A 16,077-nucleotide genomic window follows, 5' to 3' on the forward strand; every position below is an offset into this window, starting at 1 on the left:
GTAGTCGGCGTGGCCGGGGCAGTCGACATGCGCGTAGTGGCGCGACGCCGATTCGTATTCCACATGCGCCGTCGAGATCGTGATCCCGCGCGCCCGCTCTTCCGGCGCACCGTCGATCTGGTCGTAGGCCTTGAACTCGCCAAAGTACTTCGTGATCGCCGCCGTCAGCGTCGTCTTGCCGTGGTCAACGTGACCGATCGTCCCGATGTTGACGTGCGGTTTCGTCCGTTCGAATTTTGCCTTTGCCATGGTGGCCTCCTGATCGTCGGGCAGCCGGCTGGACGACGCCCTCGCGTAAACATCGCCGCGAGATATAAGCGAGTCGGCGGAAAAGCAAGCTGTGGCGCGCCGGGGCCCCCACCGGGCCCGCGCCGGAACCATAGCGCCAAGGGGCACGTTGAACAGCCCGAACAGCCGTGCCCGGCGCGGCGCCCGTCTTTCCTCCGGAGGAACCGATGTCCCTGATGAAATCCCTGGCCCGCGTCGCGGCGGGCGTGATGCTGGCCAAGGGCCTTGGCACCATGATCCAGAACCAGCAGCAGTCCCGCAGCGGCCATGCCACGGGCCGGCGCCGGACGGGAGGGGGAATCCTGGGCGACCTGATGAACGCGGGCGCGAGCCGCGGCGGCCAGGGCGGCGGCCTGGGCGACATGCTGGGCCAGGTGCTCGGCGGCCGCATGGGTGGCGGCATGGGCGGGGCCGGAACGGGCCGTCCCTATGGCGGGCCGAACTCGGCCGGCGCCTCGGGCGGCCTGGGCGGCATCCTGGATGGCCTGACCCGCAACACGGGCCGCGGCTCGGCCGGCTATGGCCAGGGCGGCGGGGGCCTTCTGGGCGGGCTCGCGGGGGGTGCGGCGGCCGGGGGCCTCGGCGGTCTTCTCGGCGGGCTGCTGAACGGCCCGGCCCAGCGCGGGGCGCAGTCCTCGAACGACGCAAGCTTCGGCGAGGTGTTCAACGACGCGGTCGCCCGCCAGGACGAGCCGGAGGTCGCCCCCACCCCCGAGCAGAATGCCGTTGCCGGGCTGATGCTGCGCGCCATGATCCAGGCCGCCAAGGCCGACGGCCGCATCGACGAGGCCGAACGCGAGCGCCTGCTGGGCCAGCTGGGCGACCTGGACGAGGACGACCGCGCCTTCATCCGCGAGCAGATGGCCGCCCCCGTCGATCCGCATGCGCTGGCGCGCGAAGTGCCCAAGGGGATCGAGTCGCAGGTCTACCTGATGTCGCTGATGGCGATCGACTTCGACAGCGAGCAGGAGGCCGCCTATCTGCACGACCTGGCCGCGGCGCTGGGCATCGACCGCACGACCGCCAACCAGATCCACGACCAGGTGGGCGTGCAGAACCTGTATTCCTGATCCCAGGTCCACGCGGGGCCCCGACGACAGGAAAACCGCCCGAGGAGCCCTCGGGCGGTTTTTCACAATGCCGGGTCAGTTGAACCGGTTGTCGCGCGGAAAGCCGCGGGGGGCCATCCGGCCGGTGGTGCCGCGCTTGGCCAGCCATTCGGTCAGGTCGGTTTCGGTGCGGGTGCGGCCCGCCGGGTCGTGCCAGGTCAGGCCCACCGACAGGGTGATGCATTTCGCATCCGCCATCCCGCCGTCCTTGAACTTCTGCAGGCGCACGCCCTTGCCCCGCGCCATTTCGGGCAGTTCGGACAGCGGGAAGACCAGCAGCTTGCGGTTCTCGCCCACGCAGGCGAGGTGGTCGCCCTCGATCCGGCGGACCAGAAGCGCGTCGCCGTTCAGCACCTGCTTGCCCGCGCGGGTCTGGGCCAGGATGTCGGGCGCGTTCACGATGAAGCCGTCCCCGGCCTTCGAGGCGACAAGGAACTGCTGGTCCTCGCGCCACGAGAACATGTCCAGCACAGCCGCGTCGTTGGGCAGGTCGATCATCAGGCGCAGCGGCTCGCCCAGGCCCCGCCCGCCGGGCAGATTGTTGGCGGGCAGAGTGTAGAAGCGGCCGTTCGCGCCGAAGACCACCAGCTTGTCGGTCGTCTCGGCATGAAGCGCCATGAAGGGGCCGTCGCCGTCGCGGAACTTGACTTCGGCATCCAGCGGCTGGTGGCCCTTGATCGCCCGGATCCAGCCCATCCTGGACAGGATCACCGTGACCGGCTCGCGCTCGATCATGGCATCCATGTCGAGCGGCTGCACGTCCTCGGACGCCGTGATCTCGGTCCGCCGCACGCCCGCCGGGTTCGACTTGCCGAAAAGCCCGCGCACCTCGCGCAACTGTTCCGCGATCCGGGCCCATTGCCGCGCGGGGTCGGCCACCAGCGCCAGCAGGCCCTCGCGCTCCTCCGCCAGCCGGTCGCGCTCGGCGCGCAGCTCGATCTCTTCCAGCCGGCGCAGGGCGCGCAGGCGCATGTTCAGGATGGCTTCCACCTGCGCGTCCGACAGGCCGAACTCGGCCATCATCACGGCCTTGGGGTCGTCCTCGGTGCGGATGATCTCGATCACCCGGTCGAGGTTCAGGTAGGCCACGATATAGCCGTCCAGCACCTCGAGCCGGGCCGCGATCTTTTCCAGCCGGTGGGCGGAACGGCGCAGCAGCACCTCGCGCCGGTGGTCGAGGAAGGCGCGCAGCACCTCCTTGAGCGAACACACCCTGGGCACGCGCCCATCGATCAGCACGTTCATGTTCAGGCCGAAGCGCACCTCGAGGTCACTGACCCTGAACAGCGCGGCCATCAGCTGCGCGGGATCGACGTTGCGAGCGCGGGGTTCCAGCACGATGCGGATGTCTTCGGCCGATTCGTCGCGCACGTCGGCCAAGATCGGGATCTTCTTGTTCAGGACCAGTTCGGCCAGCCGCTCGATCAGCTTGGACTTCTGGATCATATAGGGGATCTCGGTGACGACGACCTGCCAGGTCCCCCGGCCCAGGTCCTCGACCGCCCAGCGGGCGCGCAGGCGCAGGGAACCGCGCCCGGTGCGATAAGCCTCGCGCAGGGTCGCCGCATCCTCGACCAGCACGCCGCCGGTGGGGAAGTCCGGGCCCGGCATGATCGCCATCAGCGTCTCGTCGCGCGCTTCGGGCGACTTGATGAGGTGAAGGCAGGCGTCCACGACCTCATGGAGGTTGTGGGGCGGGATGTTGGTCGCCATCCCCACGGCAATGCCGCTGGCGCCGTTGCACAAAAGGTTCGGGAAGGCCGCCGGCAGCACGACCGGTTCCTCCAGCGTGCCGTCGTAGTTGGGGCGGAAATCCACCGCGTCCTCGGCCAGGCCTTCCATCAGGGCCTCGGCGGCCAGCGTCAGGCGGGCCTCGGTATAGCGGCTAGCGGCGGGGCTGTCGCCGTCGATGGACCCGAAGTTCCCCTGCCCGTCCACCAGCGGATAGCGCATGACGAAGGGCTGCGCCAAACGCGCCATGGCATCATAGATCGCGCCGTCGCCATGCGGGTGATAGTTCCCCATCACGTCGCCCGAGATCTTCGCCGACTTGCGGAAGGCGCCGGTGGGCGACAGCCGCAGTTCGCGCATCGCGTAAAGGATGCGGCGGTGGACCGGCTTCAGCCCGTCGCGGGCGTCCGGCAATGCGCGGTGCATTATCGTGGACAGCGCATAGGTCAGGTAACGCTCGCCGATGGCGCGGCTCAGCGGCTCGGAAACCGTCGAGCGCGCGGGATCATTGTCGGGCTGGGGAACGGCAGGGGCGTCGGCTTTCTTCGTCATGGCCCCCACCTACGCCTGCGCTTGGCCGGATTCCAGTGCCCAGGCCACCCGTGTTCCCCGGGCCACAGGACAAAGGAAGATGTCGGATTTGCGACAGGCGCAGGGAACGTCCTTGCCGCAAACGCGGTTTCCTCTGGACCTCCACCTCGCCATATGACTGCCATGTTCCGCCTGATCGCCCTCGCCCTGACCTCGACCTTCCTGCTGCTCGCCTTCTTCGGCACCAGCAGCGAGCAGGCGCCGGCGGGCCACCCGATCCGCGTCATGGGCGTCATGGGAACGCTTGGCCCCAAGGCCGAGGGCGCCGAGCCCGCGGTGCCGGGGAACCGGTATGTCAGCCGCCACCATCAGCCCCTCAAGGCGGCGCCCGATCCGGCGGCGCATGTCCTGCACATCCTTCCCTATGGCGCGCGGGTGGAATTGATCGGCGCCGGCGAGGGCAGCTTTGTCCTGGTCCGCGACCCGGCCGTGGGCGAGGCGGGCTTCATCCCCGCCGACAGCCTGTCCGATCGCTTTCCGGGCTGACAGGCTTGCCCACGGTTCTGATCACCGGCTGCTCGTCCGGCATCGGCCTCGACGCCGCGCGGCACATGGCGCGGGCGGGCTGGACCGTGATCGCCACCTGCCGCCGCCCCGAGGACCTGCAGGCCCGCCGGGCCGAGGGCATGATCGCCCTTCCCCTGGACCTCGGCGACGAGGCCAGCGTCGCCGCCTGCGCCGAGGCCGCGCTGGCGCATGGCCCCATCGACGCGCTGGTCAACAACGCGGCCTTCGCCCTGCCCGGCGCGGTCGAGGACCTGCCGCGCGGAGGGCTGCGGTCGATCTTCGAGGTGAACCTTTTCGGCACCCACGACCTGACCCGCCGCCTGATCCCTCATTTCCGCGAACGGGGCGCGGGCCGCATCGTCAATGTCAGTTCCGTCCTGGGCCTTGTCGGCATCCCCTGGCGCGGCGCCTATGTCGCCAGCAAGTTCGCGCTGGAGGGCCTGACCGACGTCCTGCGGATCGAGATGTCGGACACACCCATCCGCGTGATCCTGGTCGAGCCCGGTCCCATCACCAGCCGCATCCGCGCCAATTCCATTCCCCATTTCGAGCGCTGGATCGATTGGGAGCAGAGCCCGCGCGCCGGGCAATACCGCGCGAGCCTTCTGAAGCGCCTTTACCAGCCCTCGGGGCCCGACCGCTTCGAACTGCCGCCCTCGGCCACCAGCGCGGTGATCCAGGCCGCGCTGGAAGCCCCCGCCCCCCGTGCCCGCTATCGCGTGACACGGCCCACCAAGATCGCGGCGGCGGGGCGCCGGCTTCTGCCCACGGCCGCTCTGGACTGGTTCGCGCGCCGCAGCTAGTCTGGGGGCCTGCGAAAGGCGGCCGTAGATGCGCGACCAATCCCTTTTCATTGTCGCGGCGCTGGCTGTCCTTGCGGTCACCGTGATCCTGGCCGTGGGAATCGGCGGATTCGCCAGGGGTGGCGAGTTCAACCGCCATCACGGCAACCGCATGATGCGCTGGCGGCTCATCGCCCAGGCGATCGCGGTGGCGCTGATCCTGATCTACGTCTTCCTGAGAGGCCACTGATGGTCGTCCTGAACCGCATCTACACCCGCACCGGCGACAAGGGCGACACGGCGCTGTCGGACGGCTCGCGCGTGGCCAAGCACGACGCCCGGGTCGAGGCTTACGGGACGGTGGACGAGCTGAACGCCACGCTGGGACTTGCGCGGCTGCACGCGGACGGCGCAACGGCCGGGTGGCTGGCGGTGATCCAGAACGAGCTGTTCGACCTCGGCGCCGATCTCGCGCGTCCGAACATGGACCGCGATGCCGAGGCGCCCTATCCCGTGTTGCGGGCGGTGCAGCAGCAGGTGGACCGGCTGGAAGCCGAGATCGACGAGATGAACGGCCCGCTTTCGGCGCTGCGCAGCTTCATCCTGCCGGGCGGCTCGGCCCTTGCCGCGCATCTGCACCTGTGCCGGACCGTCGCGCGCCGGGCCGAGCGCCGCGCGACCGAGCTTGCGCAGGGCGGCGACGTGAATCCGGTGGCGGTGCGCTATCTCAACCGCCTGTCCGACTGGCTCTTCGTGGCTGCGCGCGTGGCGAATGCCGGTGCGGGCGGCGACATCCTGTGGGTTCCGGGCGCCTCGCGCGGGGACAGCCCCGGCCTTTGACGCAGCGGGCCATTCTTTCCTGCCCATATTTGGCCTTTAAATTGCGGCGGTGTTCGGTATGCATCCGCAGCGACGGATGACGCTGATGCGAAAGGGAGAGGGCCGATGAAGGTTCTGGTGCCGGTCAAGCGTGTGATTGACTACAACGTGAAGGCGCGTGTGAAGGCGGACGGGTCGGGGGTGGACCTGTCGAACGTGAAGATGTCGATGAACCCCTTTGACGAGATCGCGGTCGAGGAAGCGATCCGTCTGAAGGAGAAGGGCGTCGCGTCCGAGATCGTGGTGGTCTCGATCGGGGTGAAGCAGGCGGCGGAAACCATCCGCACGGCGCTGGCGATGGGGGCCGACCGCGGCATTCTCGTGGTCGCGGCCGACGACGTGCACCGGGACATCGAGCCCCTGGCGGTCGCCAAGCTGCTGAAGGCCATCATCGCCGAGGAAGCGCCCCAGCTTGTCATCATGGGCAAGCAGGCGATCGACAACGACATGAACGCGACGGGGCAGATGCTGGCCGCGCTTCTGGGCTGGGCGCAGGCCACGCAGGCCGGCAAGGTCGAGGTGGCCGGCGAGAAGGCCACCGTCACGCGCGAGATCGACGGCGGCCTGCAGGTGATCGAGGTCAAGCTGCCCGCGATCGTGACGGCCGACCTGCGGCTGAACGAGCCGCGCTATGCGAGCCTTCCCAACATCATGAAGGCCAAGAAGAAGGAGCTCGTCGAGAAGACCGCGGCCGATTACGGCGTGGACGTCTCGCCGCGGCTGACGGTTGTGAAGACGGCCGAGCCCGAGGGGCGCAAGGCCGGCGTCAAGGTCGCCTCGGTCGATGAGCTGGTGTCGAAACTGAAAGCCGCGGGGGTGATCTGATGGCGGTGCTGCTGCTGGCCGAAATGGCCGAGAACGGGCTGAACCGGGACGCGACGGCCAAGGCCGTGACGGCGGTCGCGCCGCTGGGCGACGTGACCGTGCTGGTCGCGGGTGAAAACGCGCAGGAGGCCGCCGCCGAGGCCGCGAAGATCGCGGGCGTGGCGAAGGTGCTGGTGGCCGGGGATGCGGCCTACAGCCACCGCCTGGCCGAGCCGATGGCGGCGCTGCTGGTGAGCCTCGCGCCGCAGTTTTCCCACATCGCCGCGCCGGGCACGACGGATGCGCGCAACATCCTGCCGCGCGCCGCGGCGCTGCTGGACGTGATGGTGATCCCCGAGGTGAGCCGCGTCGTGGACGCCGACACCTTCGAGCGCGGGGTCTACACCTCGGCCGCGATCCAGACGGTGAAGTCCTCGGACAAGACCAAGGTTCTGACGGTGCGCATCGCCAGCTTCGACGCGGCGGGCGAAGGCGGGTCGGCCTCGGTCGAGCCCGTGTCCGCCGCCGCCGATCCGGGGCTCTCGGCTTGGGTCGAGGACCGCGTGGCGGCCTCGGACCGCCCGGAACTGACCTCGGCCAAGCGCGTGGTCTCGGGCGGGCGCGCGATCGGCTCGAAGGAGAACTTCGTGCTGATCGAGAAGCTGGCCGACAAGCTGGGCGCGGCCGTGGGCGCGTCCCGCGCCGCGGTCGATTCGGGCTATGCCCCGAACGACTGGCAGGTGGGCCAGACCGGCAAGGTGGTCGCCCCCGAGCTTTACATCGCCGCCGGCATCTCGGGCGCGATCCAGCACCTCGCGGGCATGAAGGACAGCAAGGTCATCGTCGCCATCAACAAGGATGAGGAAGCCCCCATCTTCCAGGTCGCCGACTACGGCCTGGTCGGCGATATCTTCACCGTCCTGCCGGAACTGACAGAGAAGATCTGAGCCGGTTCGAACGACCTGAGCCGCCCGCCCGCGCGGGCGGTTCTTTCATGTCCGGCGTTTTCGCATTGAACCGCCGGGGCCCGCCGACCTATCGTCCGGCGGAACCGGAACGACGAAGGGAAACGGCATGGCGGTGCAATCGGTGGGCGTGATCGGCGCCGGGCAGATGGGCAATGGCATCGCCCATGTCTTTGCGCTGGCGGGCTATGACGTGCTGCTGAACGACATCTCGCCCGAGGCCATGGCCAAGGCCGTCGCCACCGTGGACCGCAACCTTGAACGCCAGGTCGGCCGCGGCAAGATCTCGGCCGAGGACAAGGCCGCCGCCATGTCCCGCATCCGCACCACCACCGCCGTCGAGGAGATTGGCCAGACCGACCTGGTGATCGAGGCCGCGACCGAGCGCGAGGACGTCAAGAACCGGATCTTCGAAGCCATCGTCCCGCATCTGAAGCCCGAGACGATCCTGACCTCGAACACCTCGTCGATCTCGATCACGCGGCTGGCCTCGCGCACTGACCGGCCGGAACGCTTCATGGGGTTCCACTTCATGAACCCCGTGCCGGTCATGCAGCTGGTCGAACTGATCCGCGGCATTGCCACGGACGAGGGCACCTATCGCACCCTCTGCCACGTGGTCGAGACGCTGGGAAAGATCCCCGCCAGCGCCGAGGATTTCCCGGCCTTTATCGTGAACCGCATCCTCGTCCCCATGATCAACGAGGCGGTCTATGTGCTGTATGAGGGCGTGGGCAACGTCCGGTCCATCGACCAGTCGCTGAAGCTGGGGGCGAATCATCCGATGGGTCCGCTGGAGCTGGCCGACTTCATAGGCTTGGACACCTGCCTTGCCATCATGAACGTGCTGCACGACGGGTTGGCGGACACGAAATACCGCCCCTGCCCTCTGCTGGTGAAATATGTCGAGGCGGGGTGGCTCGGCCGCAAGACGGGCCGCGGCTTCTACGACTATCGCGGCGAGGAGCCGGTCCCGACAAGGTGAGGGAACCCGGACCGGCGGGTACCGGTTCCCCTTTCCGGCGATCCGCGCCACGAGGGCCCTTCCGTGACCGTCCAAGCCGTTCTGCCCGCCCCCCTTTCGTCCGCCGTCCCGCATCCTTCGGGAACTGAAGTCCGCCTGCTGGGGCTCGCAACCGCGCTGCCGCCCCACAGGCTGCGCCAGACCGATGTCGTGGCCCGCGCGCGCGAGCTGCTCGCCCCCCGCTATCCCCAGTTCGAGCGGATCGTGTCCGCCTTCGAGAACGCGGGGATCGACCAGCGCGCCTCGGTCGTGCCGATGGACTGGTTCGGCGGCCCGCATGGCTGGAAGGCCCGCAACGACGCCTATCTGGCAGGCGCGACCGCGCTGTTCCGCGATGCCGCTGAAGGCGCGCTGCGGGCGGCGGGCCTGCGGGCAGGCGACATCGACACGATCGTCACCATCTCCTCGACCGGGGTTGCCACGCCGACGCTGGAAGCGCGGGTCGCGCGCGAGATGGGCTTCCGGGCGGACGTGCAGCGGGTGCCGGTCTTCGGCCTCGGCTGCGCGGGCGGCGTCACGGGAATGTCCATCGCGCGCGAGCTTGCCGCCGCCCGCCCCGGATCGCGGGTGCTGATGGTGGCGGTGGAAACCTGCACGCTGCTGTTCCGCATGGACCGGATGGACAAGGCGGACATCATCGCCACCGCCCTGTTCGGCGACGGCGCGGCGGCGGTGGTGCTGGGATCGGGCGAGGGCGAGGGCCCGCGGGTCGGGCGCGGCGTCCAGCACATGTGGCCCGAAACGCTGGACATCATGGGCTGGGACGTGGACGACGCGGGGCTGGGCGTGATCTTCGACCGCTCGATCCCCGGCTTCGCGACCGAGAACCTCGCCGCCGCCTACGCCGCCATGCGCCCCGCCCTGGGGCCCGAGCCCATCGCCCGCATGGTCTGCCACCCCGGCGGCGCCAAGGTCGTCACCGCCATCGAGGAAGCGCTGGCGCTTGGCCCCGGCACGCTGGACGCCGAGCGCGAGGTGCTGAGAATTGCGGGCAACATGTCCGCCCCGACGGTGCTCTTCGTGCTGTCCGAGGTGCTGGCGCACCGCCCGCAGGGCCGGCTGATGCTGTCCGCGCTGGGCCCGGGCTTCACCCTGTCGATGCTGCCGCTGGACCTCTGACCCCGTGGCTGCTGCGCTGTTCATCGCCTTTCTGGTCCTCCAGCGCCTGGGCGAGCTGGTGCTGGCCCGCCGCAACACGCGCCGGCTGCTGGCGCGGGGGGCGGTGGAACATGGGGCGGCGCATTATCCCCTGATCGTGGCGCTGCACACGGCCTGGCTGGCCTCGATCGCCATCTTCGGCTGGGGAGAGCCGGTCCGGCCGGGGTGGCTCGCGGCCTTCGTGCTTCTGCAACTGTTCCGGCTGTGGATTCTCGGCACGCTGGGGCCGCGCTGGACCACGCGCATCATCGTCCTGGACGAGCCGCTGGTCCGGCGCGGGCCGTTCCGGGTCCTGCGCCACCCGAACTACACCCTTGTCGTGCTGGAAATCGCCGTGGCCCCCATGGTGCTGGGGCTGACATGGGTCGCGCTGGTCTTTTCGGCCCTGAACGCCGCCGTCCTGACGATCCGCATCCGGGCCGAGAACGCGGCGCTGGCGCCCCTGCGCTAGGCCTTGCGGCCGATGCGCGGCTCGGTCCCCGCGACCAGCCGGGCGATGTTGGCGCGGTGGCGCAGGAAGATCAGCGCCGCCATGAACAGCGCCGCAAGCGCAAGGCCCCGCGCCCCGAAGCCCAGCGCCAGCAGCGGTGCCCCCGCCGCCGCGACCAGCGCGGACAGCGACGAGATGCGGGTCAGCGCCGCCGTCAGCAGCCACAGCCCGCAGGCCATCAGCCCGACGGGCCACGACAGCGCAATCAGCGTGCCCAGAAAGGTGGCGACTCCCTTGCCGCCCTTGAAGCCCAGGAAGACCGGGAACAGGTGCCCGAGGAAGGCCGCTGCCCCCGCGACCAGCGCCGCGCCCTCGCCGCCCAGCCAGCGCGCCAGCAGGACCGCGATGGCCCCCTTGCCGCTGTCCAGCAGCAGCGTCGCCAGCGCCGCGCCCTTGTGGCCGGTCCGCAGCACGTTGGTCGCCCCGATGTTGCCCGAGCCGATCTTGCGCAGGTCGCCCAGGCCCAGCGCCCGGGTGATGACGACACCGAAGGGCACCGAGCCCAGCAGATAGCCCAGCGCCGCGGCAAGGATCATCGCGACGGTTCCAGCCGGCTCAAGCATTCTCGCCCCCGAAGACACGGCGGCCAGCCACCCAAGTGCCGAGCACGCGGCCTTCCATCCGCGCGCCGTCGAAGGGCGTGTTCTTCGACTTGGACCGCAGCGCGAAGCGGTCGAGGATGAAGGGCGCGTCGGGATCGAACAGCACCAGGTCGGCGGGTGCGCCGATGGCCAGCCGCCCGCCGTCCAGCCCCAGCCGTTTCGCCGGGTTCAGCGACATCGCCCGCCACAGCTGCGCCAGTCCCACGCCGCCCTGATGATAAAGCCGCATGGCGGCGGGCAGCAGGGTTTCCAGCCCCACCGCGCCCGGTGCCGCGACCTCGAAGGGCAGGCGCTTGGCTTCCTCGTCCTGGGGGGTGTGGAAGCTGCCGATCACGTCGATGCGACCCTCGGCCACCGCCTCGACCAGCGCCAGCCGGTCGTCCTCGGACCGCAGCGGAGGCGTCAGCCGGAAGAAGGTGCGGTAGTCCCCCACGTCGAACTCGTTCAGCGTCAGGTGGTGGATCGAGGTCCCCGCCGTCACGTCCAGCCCCGCCGCCCGCGCCCGGTCCAGCACCGCAAGGGCCGCCGCGGTGGTGATCTGGTCGGCGTGCCAGCGCACCCCCGTCGCCTCGACCAGCGCGAGATCGCGCTCCAGCCCCATCCGCTCGGCCAGGGGCGTGACTGCGGGCAGACCGTAAAGCGAGGCGAACTTGCCCGAGGTCGCCGCCGCGCCCTTCGACAGGCCCGCATCCTGCGGATGGCCCACGATCAGCGCGCCAAGCCCCCGCGCATAGGTCATGCAGCGCGACAGAAGCTTGGTGTTCCCGACCACCCGCACGCCATCGGTGAAGGCCACCGCACCCGCGTCCTGCAGGAAGCCCATCTCGACCATCTCGCGGCCCTCGCGCCCGCGCGTCAGGGCCGCCTGGTGACGGATGCGGACCGGTTGTTCCGCCGCACGGCGCGTCACGAACTCCAATGATTCGGGCGCGTCGATGGCGGGCTGCGTATCAGGCCGCGCCACAATCGTCGTGACCCCGCCCGCCGCCGCCGCCAGCGCGGCCGAGCGCATGGATTCCTTGTGCCGCTCGCCCGGCTCGCCGATCTTGACGCCCCAGTCCACGATCCCCGGCGCAAGGCAGCGCCCCGCGCAATCGACGATCCGCGCCCCTTCCGGCGCGTCGTCGTCCACCGCGACGATCAGGCCGTCCTCGACGGTCAGGCTGCCCGGCTCATCGGTCAGCGCCTCGGGGTCGATCAGGCGGGCGTTCTGGAAATGCAGGATCATGCGGGCACCGGGACGCGGCCCTCGCGGAGCGCGCGGGCGAGTTGCAGGGCGGCGTCGAGACGATGCTCTTCGCGGAAGCCGACATCCCTGAGCAGAACCCGGCCCCCTTCCGACCGGGAGGCCGTCCGAAGGCGGAAACCCGAGACAAGCGCCGTCTCGGGAAGCGGAACCGCGACGAAGTTCCCTTCAAGGTTGCGCAGGAAGCGGCGTTGCGTCAAAGCGCTGACCCCCGTCCGCATGCTGTTGGGCGGACGGGGAGCGACCTTGGCGGAGGCTTCGTTGAGCCAGTCAGCCACGCGTTTCGTTCCGACGCCCATGAGGTCCAAGATCAGCATGATGAACGTCAAGGCGCCAATTGCCACGAAGCCGTGGAATAGCACTCCATGGCGTTCCGATGGACCTTCCGGGACGAACCAGTCGAACAGCGCCACCAAGGCCACGGCGATACTGCAGAAAGCCCAAAGCATCCGGGCAGTCCATTCCCGCGTCTCCCCGCGGCGAGGATAGAACCACAGCAACCGTTCATCGCCCTCAAGCCACGGGAGCCATTCTTCGACGGTCGCGGGCTGGCGGTTCCATGGTCCCGGCTCAGACATAGGTCCCCTCCCCCGCCGCCTTTGCGCCGCGCTCGGCGCGCAGGTTGCGCGCCAGCAGGTCCATGGCCGCCATGCGGACGGCCACCCCCATCTCGACCTGGTCCTGGATCACGCTGCGGTTGATGTCATCGGCGATGGTGCCGTCGATCTCGACCCCCCGGTTCATCGGCCCCGGATGCATGACGATGGCGTCGGGCCTGGCCAGCGCCAGCTTCGCCGCATCAAGGCCCCAGCGATGGAAATACTCGCGCTCGGACGGAATGAAGCCGCCGTCCATCCGTTCCTTCTGAAGCCGCAGCATCATCACCACGTCGGCATCCTTCAGCCCCGCCGCCATGTCCTCGTAGACCTCGCAGCCAAGCTCGCCCACGCCGGAAGGCATCAGCGTGGCCGGGCCCACCAGCCGGACGCGGTTCTCCATCTTGCCCAGCAGGATCAGGTTGGAACGGGCCACGCGGCTGTGCGCGATGTCGCCGCAGATGGCGACGGTCAGCCGGTGCAGCCGCCCCTTGGCGCGGCGGATCGTCAGCGCGTCCAGCAGGGCCTGCGTCGGGTGCTCGTGGCGGCCGTCGCCCGCGTTGATGACGGCGCAGTTCACCTTTTCGGCCAGCAGGTTCACCGCGCCGGAATGGGGATGGCGCACCACCAGAAGGTCGGGCTGCATCGCGTTCAGCGTCAGCGCGGTGTCGATCAGCGTCTCGCCCTTCTTCACCGAGGACTGCGCGACGGCCATGTTCATCACGTCCGCGCCCAGCCGCTTGCCCGCCAGCTCGAAGCTCGACTGCGTGCGGGTCGAGTTCTCGAAGAACAGGTTGATCTGGGTCAGCCCTTCCAGCGCGTCGCCATGCTTCACCGTGCGCCGGTTCAGCGCGACATAGCTTTCCGCCAGGTCCAGAAGGGTCGTGATCTCGGGGGGCGAAAGCTGTTCGACGCCAAGCAGGTGGCGGGCGCGGAACGTCATGGCGGGCCTCCGGGGTCGCGGGTCCCGCCTCTATCGCAAACCGGCGCGGCCCGGGCAAGCCGAGGGCTTCTTCCTGACCCAAATACCCCCGGGCCACCAAGCGCCGGAAAGGAAGGCCGGGCAGGAGGCAGGCCTCATGGCTGTTTCCTGCCGGACAGGCCCGGCGGACTGCCTTTCGGCAAGGAACCCGTGGGAGGGGCCCGCAAGGACGGCAAGGCGCCGCCCCCGCGTCCGGTCAGGCGTGGCCGGCGGCGGTGGACAGCGCCAGCGGATCGATCCCCAGCGACTTCAGCGCCTGATGCCACTTGCGGGCGTTGTCGCTGCCGAAGATCAGCTCGTCCCCGGCTTCGGCGACCAGCCAGCCGTTGGCCATCACCTCGGATTCCAGCTGGCCCGCATCCCATCCCGCATAGCCCAGCGACAGCACCGCGCGGTCGGGCCCTCGGCCGCTGGCGATGTCCTCGAGGATGTTGCGCGTGGTCGTCATGCCCAGCCGCAGGCCGGGGATGCGCAGCACGCCCTCGTCCTCGTTCGCGCCCTCGCCCTCGGGAAGGGGATGCAGGACAAAGCCGCGGCCCGGCTCGACGGGGCCGCCGAAATGGACGGGGACCGAAGGCGCGCGGCCTTCGGCATCGATGCCGAGCTGGCCCAGCAGGTCGGCAAAGCCGATGCCCGGCAGCGGCTTGTTCAGCACGATGCCCATCGCGCCCTCGTCCCCATGGGCGCAGATCAGCACCACGGAATGGGAAAAGCGGGGGTCGGTCATTCCCGGCATGGCGATCAGCACCTTGCCGGTCAGGTTGTCGGAACGGCGGCCATGGGCGCGGGCGCCGTCCCCCGTGGAGTGGTGTTGGTCGGAACGAGTCATGGGACTTCCTTTCCGTTGAAAGATCGGTATCCGCGGCCTGCCCTGCAAGACTGCACGGGACCGTGGCGCAGATGTGACTTCCTTGCCGGGGCGGCGCGACCTACAGCAGGCGACATGATCCGCTTCGCCCTGCCCCTGATCCTCGTTCTTGCCCTGCCTGCCGTGGCAAGGGCGGACCCGCTGCCGCCGGGGCTCGAGGACGCCGCGCTGCTGCCCCCCTACCGGACCGAGGCGGGGACCTGGATGACCGCGCTGCGGCTGGAGCTTTCCCCGGGGTGGAAGACCTATTGGCGCAGCCCGGGCGACAGCGGCGTGCCGCCGCGCTTCGACTGGGCGGGCATGACGAACCTGGACCATGCGGGCGCCCGCTGGCCGCGCCCCGAGGTGATCGACTCGGGCGGCGAGCGGACGCTGGGCTATCACGACGCGCTGGTCCTGCCGATCGAACTGGCGCCCGCCGCGCCCGGCCAGCCCGTCGCGGGCCGCGTCGAGGTCGAATTGGGCCTGTGCCTGAACGTCTGCGTGCCGGCCGACCTGACGCTGACGCTGCCCCTGCCCGCGGACACACCCGATCCCCGCATCACGGCGGCACTGGCGCAGGTGCCCGTGCCGGTCGAGGCGGCGCTGACCTGCGCCCTGACCGAGATCGCCGACGGCGTGCGGGTCGCGGCCTCGGTCGGCGCGCCCCTGACCGACGGCACCGCCGCCGCCCTTGAACTCGGGCGGCCCGAAGTCTGGGTCTCGGCGCCCGAGGTCACAGCCGGGGACGGCCGGTTGACGGCCACGGCCGATTTCGTGCCGCCCGCCGCCAAGCCCTTTCCGCTGGACCCCGCCGAGGTGCGCCTGACGCTGATCGGCCCCGAGGGCGCGGTCGAATATCAGGGCTGCGACCCGGCCTGAAGCCGCGCCGAGAGCGACAAGAGGTCCGCCCAGGCCTCGCGCTTGGCGACGGGGTTGCGCAGCAGGTAGGCGGGATGGGTCATCGGCAGGGCGGGGCGGCCGAAGGCCTCGGTCCAGTGCCCGCGCAGCCGCAGGATGCCGTCGCGCCCCAGCGCCGCCTTGCAGGGCGTGTTGCCCATCAGAACCAAGATGTCGGGCGACGCCAGTTCCACGTGGCGGGCGACAAAGGGCAGCATCGCGTCGATCTCGGCCTGCTCGGGGCGGCGGTTGCCGGGGGGCCGCCAGGGCAGGACATTGGTGATGTAAAGGGCGCGTTCCGCGTCCACCGCGTCGCGCGACAGCCCGATCGCCTCGAACATCCGGTCCAGCAACTGCCCCGCGCGGCCCACGAAGGGGCGGCCCTGGCGGTCCTCTTCCTCGCCCGGCGCCTCGCCCAGGATCATCACCCGCGCGCCGGGATGGCCGTCGGCGAAGACGAAGTTGCGTGCGCCGCGCCGGATTTCCAGACCCTCGAAGCCGCTCTGGATCTCGGACAGTTCGGCCAGCGTCCGGGCGCGGGCGGCCATGGCCTGCGCCTGGCCCAGCAGGGGCTCG

The 16,077-nt window shown here is 70.0% G+C and carries 19 protein-coding genes; 11 read left to right on the top strand and 8 right to left on the bottom strand.

Annotated features, from left to right (window positions below):
• A partial coding sequence (locus tag CK240_RS16040; protein ID WP_240517500.1) for a GTP-binding protein occupies positions 1–249 on the bottom strand: 249 nt, incomplete at its 3' end.
• Between the two features lie 206 nt (positions 250–455).
• Here CK240_RS16040 and CK240_RS16045 point away from each other — a divergent pair.
• Positions 456–1,358 carry a tellurite resistance TerB family protein gene (locus CK240_RS16045; protein ID WP_095641330.1) on the top strand — a complete coding sequence of 301 codons (903 nt, stop codon included), beginning with the start codon at positions 456–458 and terminating at the stop codon, positions 1,356–1,358.
• A 75-nt stretch (positions 1,359–1,433) separates the two neighbouring features.
• Here CK240_RS16045 and parC read toward each other — a convergent pair whose 3' ends face one another.
• Positions 1,434–3,680, bottom strand: coding sequence for a DNA topoisomerase IV subunit A (gene parC, locus CK240_RS16050; protein WP_095641331.1), 2,247 nt, complete (start codon positions 3,678–3,680; stop codon positions 1,434–1,436).
• Positions 3,681–3,842: 162 nt separating this feature from the next.
• On the opposite strand from parC, the gene CK240_RS16055 reads away from it, so the two are divergent.
• The 9 genes from CK240_RS16055 to CK240_RS16095 all read left to right on the top strand — a co-directional run bounded on the left by CK240_RS16055 (position 3,843) and on the right by CK240_RS16095 (position 10,289).
• A complete protein-coding gene (locus tag CK240_RS16055; RefSeq protein ID WP_095641332.1) occupies positions 3,843–4,205 on the top strand; it encodes an SH3 domain-containing protein in 363 nt (120 codons plus the stop codon).
• Positions 4,206–4,210: 5 nt separating this feature from the next.
• On the top strand, positions 4,211–5,029 hold the full coding sequence (locus CK240_RS16060; protein WP_095641333.1) for an SDR family NAD(P)-dependent oxidoreductase: 819 nt from the start codon (positions 4,211–4,213) through the stop codon (positions 5,027–5,029).
• Positions 5,030–5,057: 28 nt separating this feature from the next.
• On the top strand, positions 5,058–5,258 hold the full coding sequence (locus CK240_RS16065; protein ID WP_095641334.1) for a twin transmembrane helix small protein: 201 nt from the start codon (positions 5,058–5,060) through the stop codon (positions 5,256–5,258).
• Complete coding sequence (locus CK240_RS16070) at positions 5,258–5,848, top strand: cob(I)yrinic acid a,c-diamide adenosyltransferase (protein WP_095641335.1); 591 nt, start codon at positions 5,258–5,260, stop codon at positions 5,846–5,848. The genes CK240_RS16065 and CK240_RS16070 overlap by 1 nt, the downstream gene beginning before the upstream one ends.
• Before the next feature lie 105 nt (positions 5,849–5,953).
• On the top strand, positions 5,954–6,712 hold the full coding sequence (locus CK240_RS16075; RefSeq protein WP_095641336.1) for an electron transfer flavoprotein subunit beta/FixA family protein: 759 nt from the start codon (positions 5,954–5,956) through the stop codon (positions 6,710–6,712).
• The gene (locus CK240_RS16080) at positions 6,712–7,638 is read left to right on the top strand and encodes an electron transfer flavoprotein subunit alpha/FixB family protein (protein WP_095641337.1); all 927 of its coding nucleotides are present in this window, start codon (positions 6,712–6,714) and stop codon (positions 7,636–7,638) included. The genes CK240_RS16075 and CK240_RS16080 overlap by 1 nt, the downstream gene beginning before the upstream one ends.
• A 127-nt stretch (positions 7,639–7,765) precedes the next feature.
• Positions 7,766–8,641 (top strand): 3-hydroxybutyryl-CoA dehydrogenase, encoded by an 876-nt coding sequence (locus CK240_RS16085; RefSeq protein WP_095641338.1) that lies wholly within the window; start codon positions 7,766–7,768, stop codon positions 8,639–8,641.
• A gap of 63 nt (positions 8,642–8,704) precedes the next feature.
• Complete coding sequence (locus tag CK240_RS16090; protein ID WP_338048979.1) at positions 8,705–9,799, top strand: type III polyketide synthase; 1,095 nt, start codon at positions 8,705–8,707, stop codon at positions 9,797–9,799.
• Positions 9,800–9,803: 4 nt separating this feature from the next.
• Positions 9,804–10,289 (top strand): isoprenylcysteine carboxyl methyltransferase family protein, encoded by a 486-nt coding sequence (locus tag CK240_RS16095; RefSeq protein WP_095641339.1) that lies wholly within the window; start codon positions 9,804–9,806, stop codon positions 10,287–10,289.
• On the opposite strand, the gene plsY is transcribed toward CK240_RS16095, so the two are convergent.
• The 5 genes from plsY to CK240_RS16120 form a co-directional block, all read right to left on the bottom strand.
• On the bottom strand, positions 10,286–10,891 hold the full coding sequence (gene plsY / locus CK240_RS16100) for a glycerol-3-phosphate 1-O-acyltransferase PlsY (RefSeq protein WP_095641340.1): 606 nt from the start codon (positions 10,889–10,891) through the stop codon (positions 10,286–10,288). The genes CK240_RS16095 and plsY overlap by 4 nt on opposite strands.
• Entirely contained in the window at positions 10,884–12,158 is a 1,275-nt protein-coding gene (gene pyrC / locus CK240_RS16105; protein WP_095641341.1) for a dihydroorotase, read from the bottom strand. The genes plsY and pyrC overlap by 8 nt, the downstream gene beginning before the upstream one ends.
• Positions 12,155–12,625, bottom strand: coding sequence for a hypothetical protein (locus tag CK240_RS16110; protein WP_095641342.1), 471 nt, complete (start codon positions 12,623–12,625; stop codon positions 12,155–12,157). Before CK240_RS16110 ends, pyrC begins: the two co-directional genes overlap by 4 nt.
• A gap of 121 nt (positions 12,626–12,746) precedes the next feature.
• Entirely contained in the window at positions 12,747–13,715 is a 969-nt protein-coding gene (locus CK240_RS16115) for an aspartate carbamoyltransferase catalytic subunit (RefSeq protein WP_095641343.1), read from the bottom strand.
• A gap of 235 nt (positions 13,716–13,950) precedes the next feature.
• Complete coding sequence (locus CK240_RS16120; RefSeq protein WP_095641344.1) at positions 13,951–14,583, bottom strand: YqgE/AlgH family protein; 633 nt, start codon at positions 14,581–14,583, stop codon at positions 13,951–13,953.
• A gap of 114 nt (positions 14,584–14,697) precedes the next feature.
• On the opposite strand from CK240_RS16120, the gene CK240_RS16125 reads away from it, so the two are divergent.
• Positions 14,698–15,483, top strand: coding sequence for a protein-disulfide reductase DsbD domain-containing protein (locus CK240_RS16125; RefSeq protein ID WP_167650084.1), 786 nt, complete (start codon positions 14,698–14,700; stop codon positions 15,481–15,483).
• Here the strand turns inward: CK240_RS16125 and CK240_RS16130 are convergent.
• The coding region (locus CK240_RS16130) for a uracil-DNA glycosylase (protein WP_135058868.1) at positions 15,462–16,077 on the bottom strand (616 nt) is incomplete at its 5' end. The genes CK240_RS16125 and CK240_RS16130 overlap by 22 nt on opposite strands.

It is taken from the genome of Paracoccus salipaludis (genome assembly GCF_002287065.1).
Lineage (GTDB): Bacteria > Pseudomonadota > Alphaproteobacteria > Rhodobacterales > Rhodobacteraceae > Paracoccus > Paracoccus salipaludis.

What these genes read in the sequence shown, in the direction of transcription:
- CK240_RS16110 (WP_095641342.1), bottom strand. Translation starts at nt 12,625, where the DNA reads ATGCTTTGGGCTTTCTGCAGTATCGCCGTGGCCTTGGTGGCGCTGTTC.
- CK240_RS16065 (WP_095641334.1), top strand. Translation starts at nt 5,058, where the DNA reads ATGCGCGACCAATCCCTTTTCATTGTCGCGGCGCTGGCTGTCCTTGCG.
- CK240_RS16120 (WP_095641344.1), bottom strand. Translation starts at nt 14,583, where the DNA reads ATGACTCGTTCCGACCAACACCACTCCACGGGGGACGGCGCCCGCGCC.
- CK240_RS16080 (WP_095641337.1), top strand. Translation starts at nt 6,712, where the DNA reads ATGGCGGTGCTGCTGCTGGCCGAAATGGCCGAGAACGGGCTGAACCGG.
- CK240_RS16115 (WP_095641343.1), bottom strand. Translation starts at nt 13,715, where the DNA reads ATGACGTTCCGCGCCCGCCACCTGCTTGGCGTCGAACAGCTTTCGCCC.
- CK240_RS16045 (WP_095641330.1), top strand. Translation starts at nt 456, where the DNA reads ATGTCCCTGATGAAATCCCTGGCCCGCGTCGCGGCGGGCGTGATGCTG.
- CK240_RS16085 (WP_095641338.1), top strand. Translation starts at nt 7,766, where the DNA reads ATGGCGGTGCAATCGGTGGGCGTGATCGGCGCCGGGCAGATGGGCAAT.
- plsY (WP_095641340.1), bottom strand. Translation starts at nt 10,891, where the DNA reads ATGCTTGAGCCGGCTGGAACCGTCGCGATGATCCTTGCCGCGGCGCTG.
- pyrC (WP_095641341.1), bottom strand. Translation starts at nt 12,158, where the DNA reads ATGATCCTGCATTTCCAGAACGCCCGCCTGATCGACCCCGAGGCGCTG.
- CK240_RS16075 (WP_095641336.1), top strand. Translation starts at nt 5,954, where the DNA reads ATGAAGGTTCTGGTGCCGGTCAAGCGTGTGATTGACTACAACGTGAAG.
- CK240_RS16055 (WP_095641332.1), top strand. Translation starts at nt 3,843, where the DNA reads ATGTTCCGCCTGATCGCCCTCGCCCTGACCTCGACCTTCCTGCTGCTC.
- CK240_RS16125 (WP_167650084.1), top strand. Translation starts at nt 14,698, where the DNA reads ATGATCCGCTTCGCCCTGCCCCTGATCCTCGTTCTTGCCCTGCCTGCC.
- parC (WP_095641331.1), bottom strand. Translation starts at nt 3,680, where the DNA reads ATGACGAAGAAAGCCGACGCCCCTGCCGTTCCCCAGCCCGACAATGAT.
- CK240_RS16070 (WP_095641335.1), top strand. Translation starts at nt 5,258, where the DNA reads ATGGTCGTCCTGAACCGCATCTACACCCGCACCGGCGACAAGGGCGAC.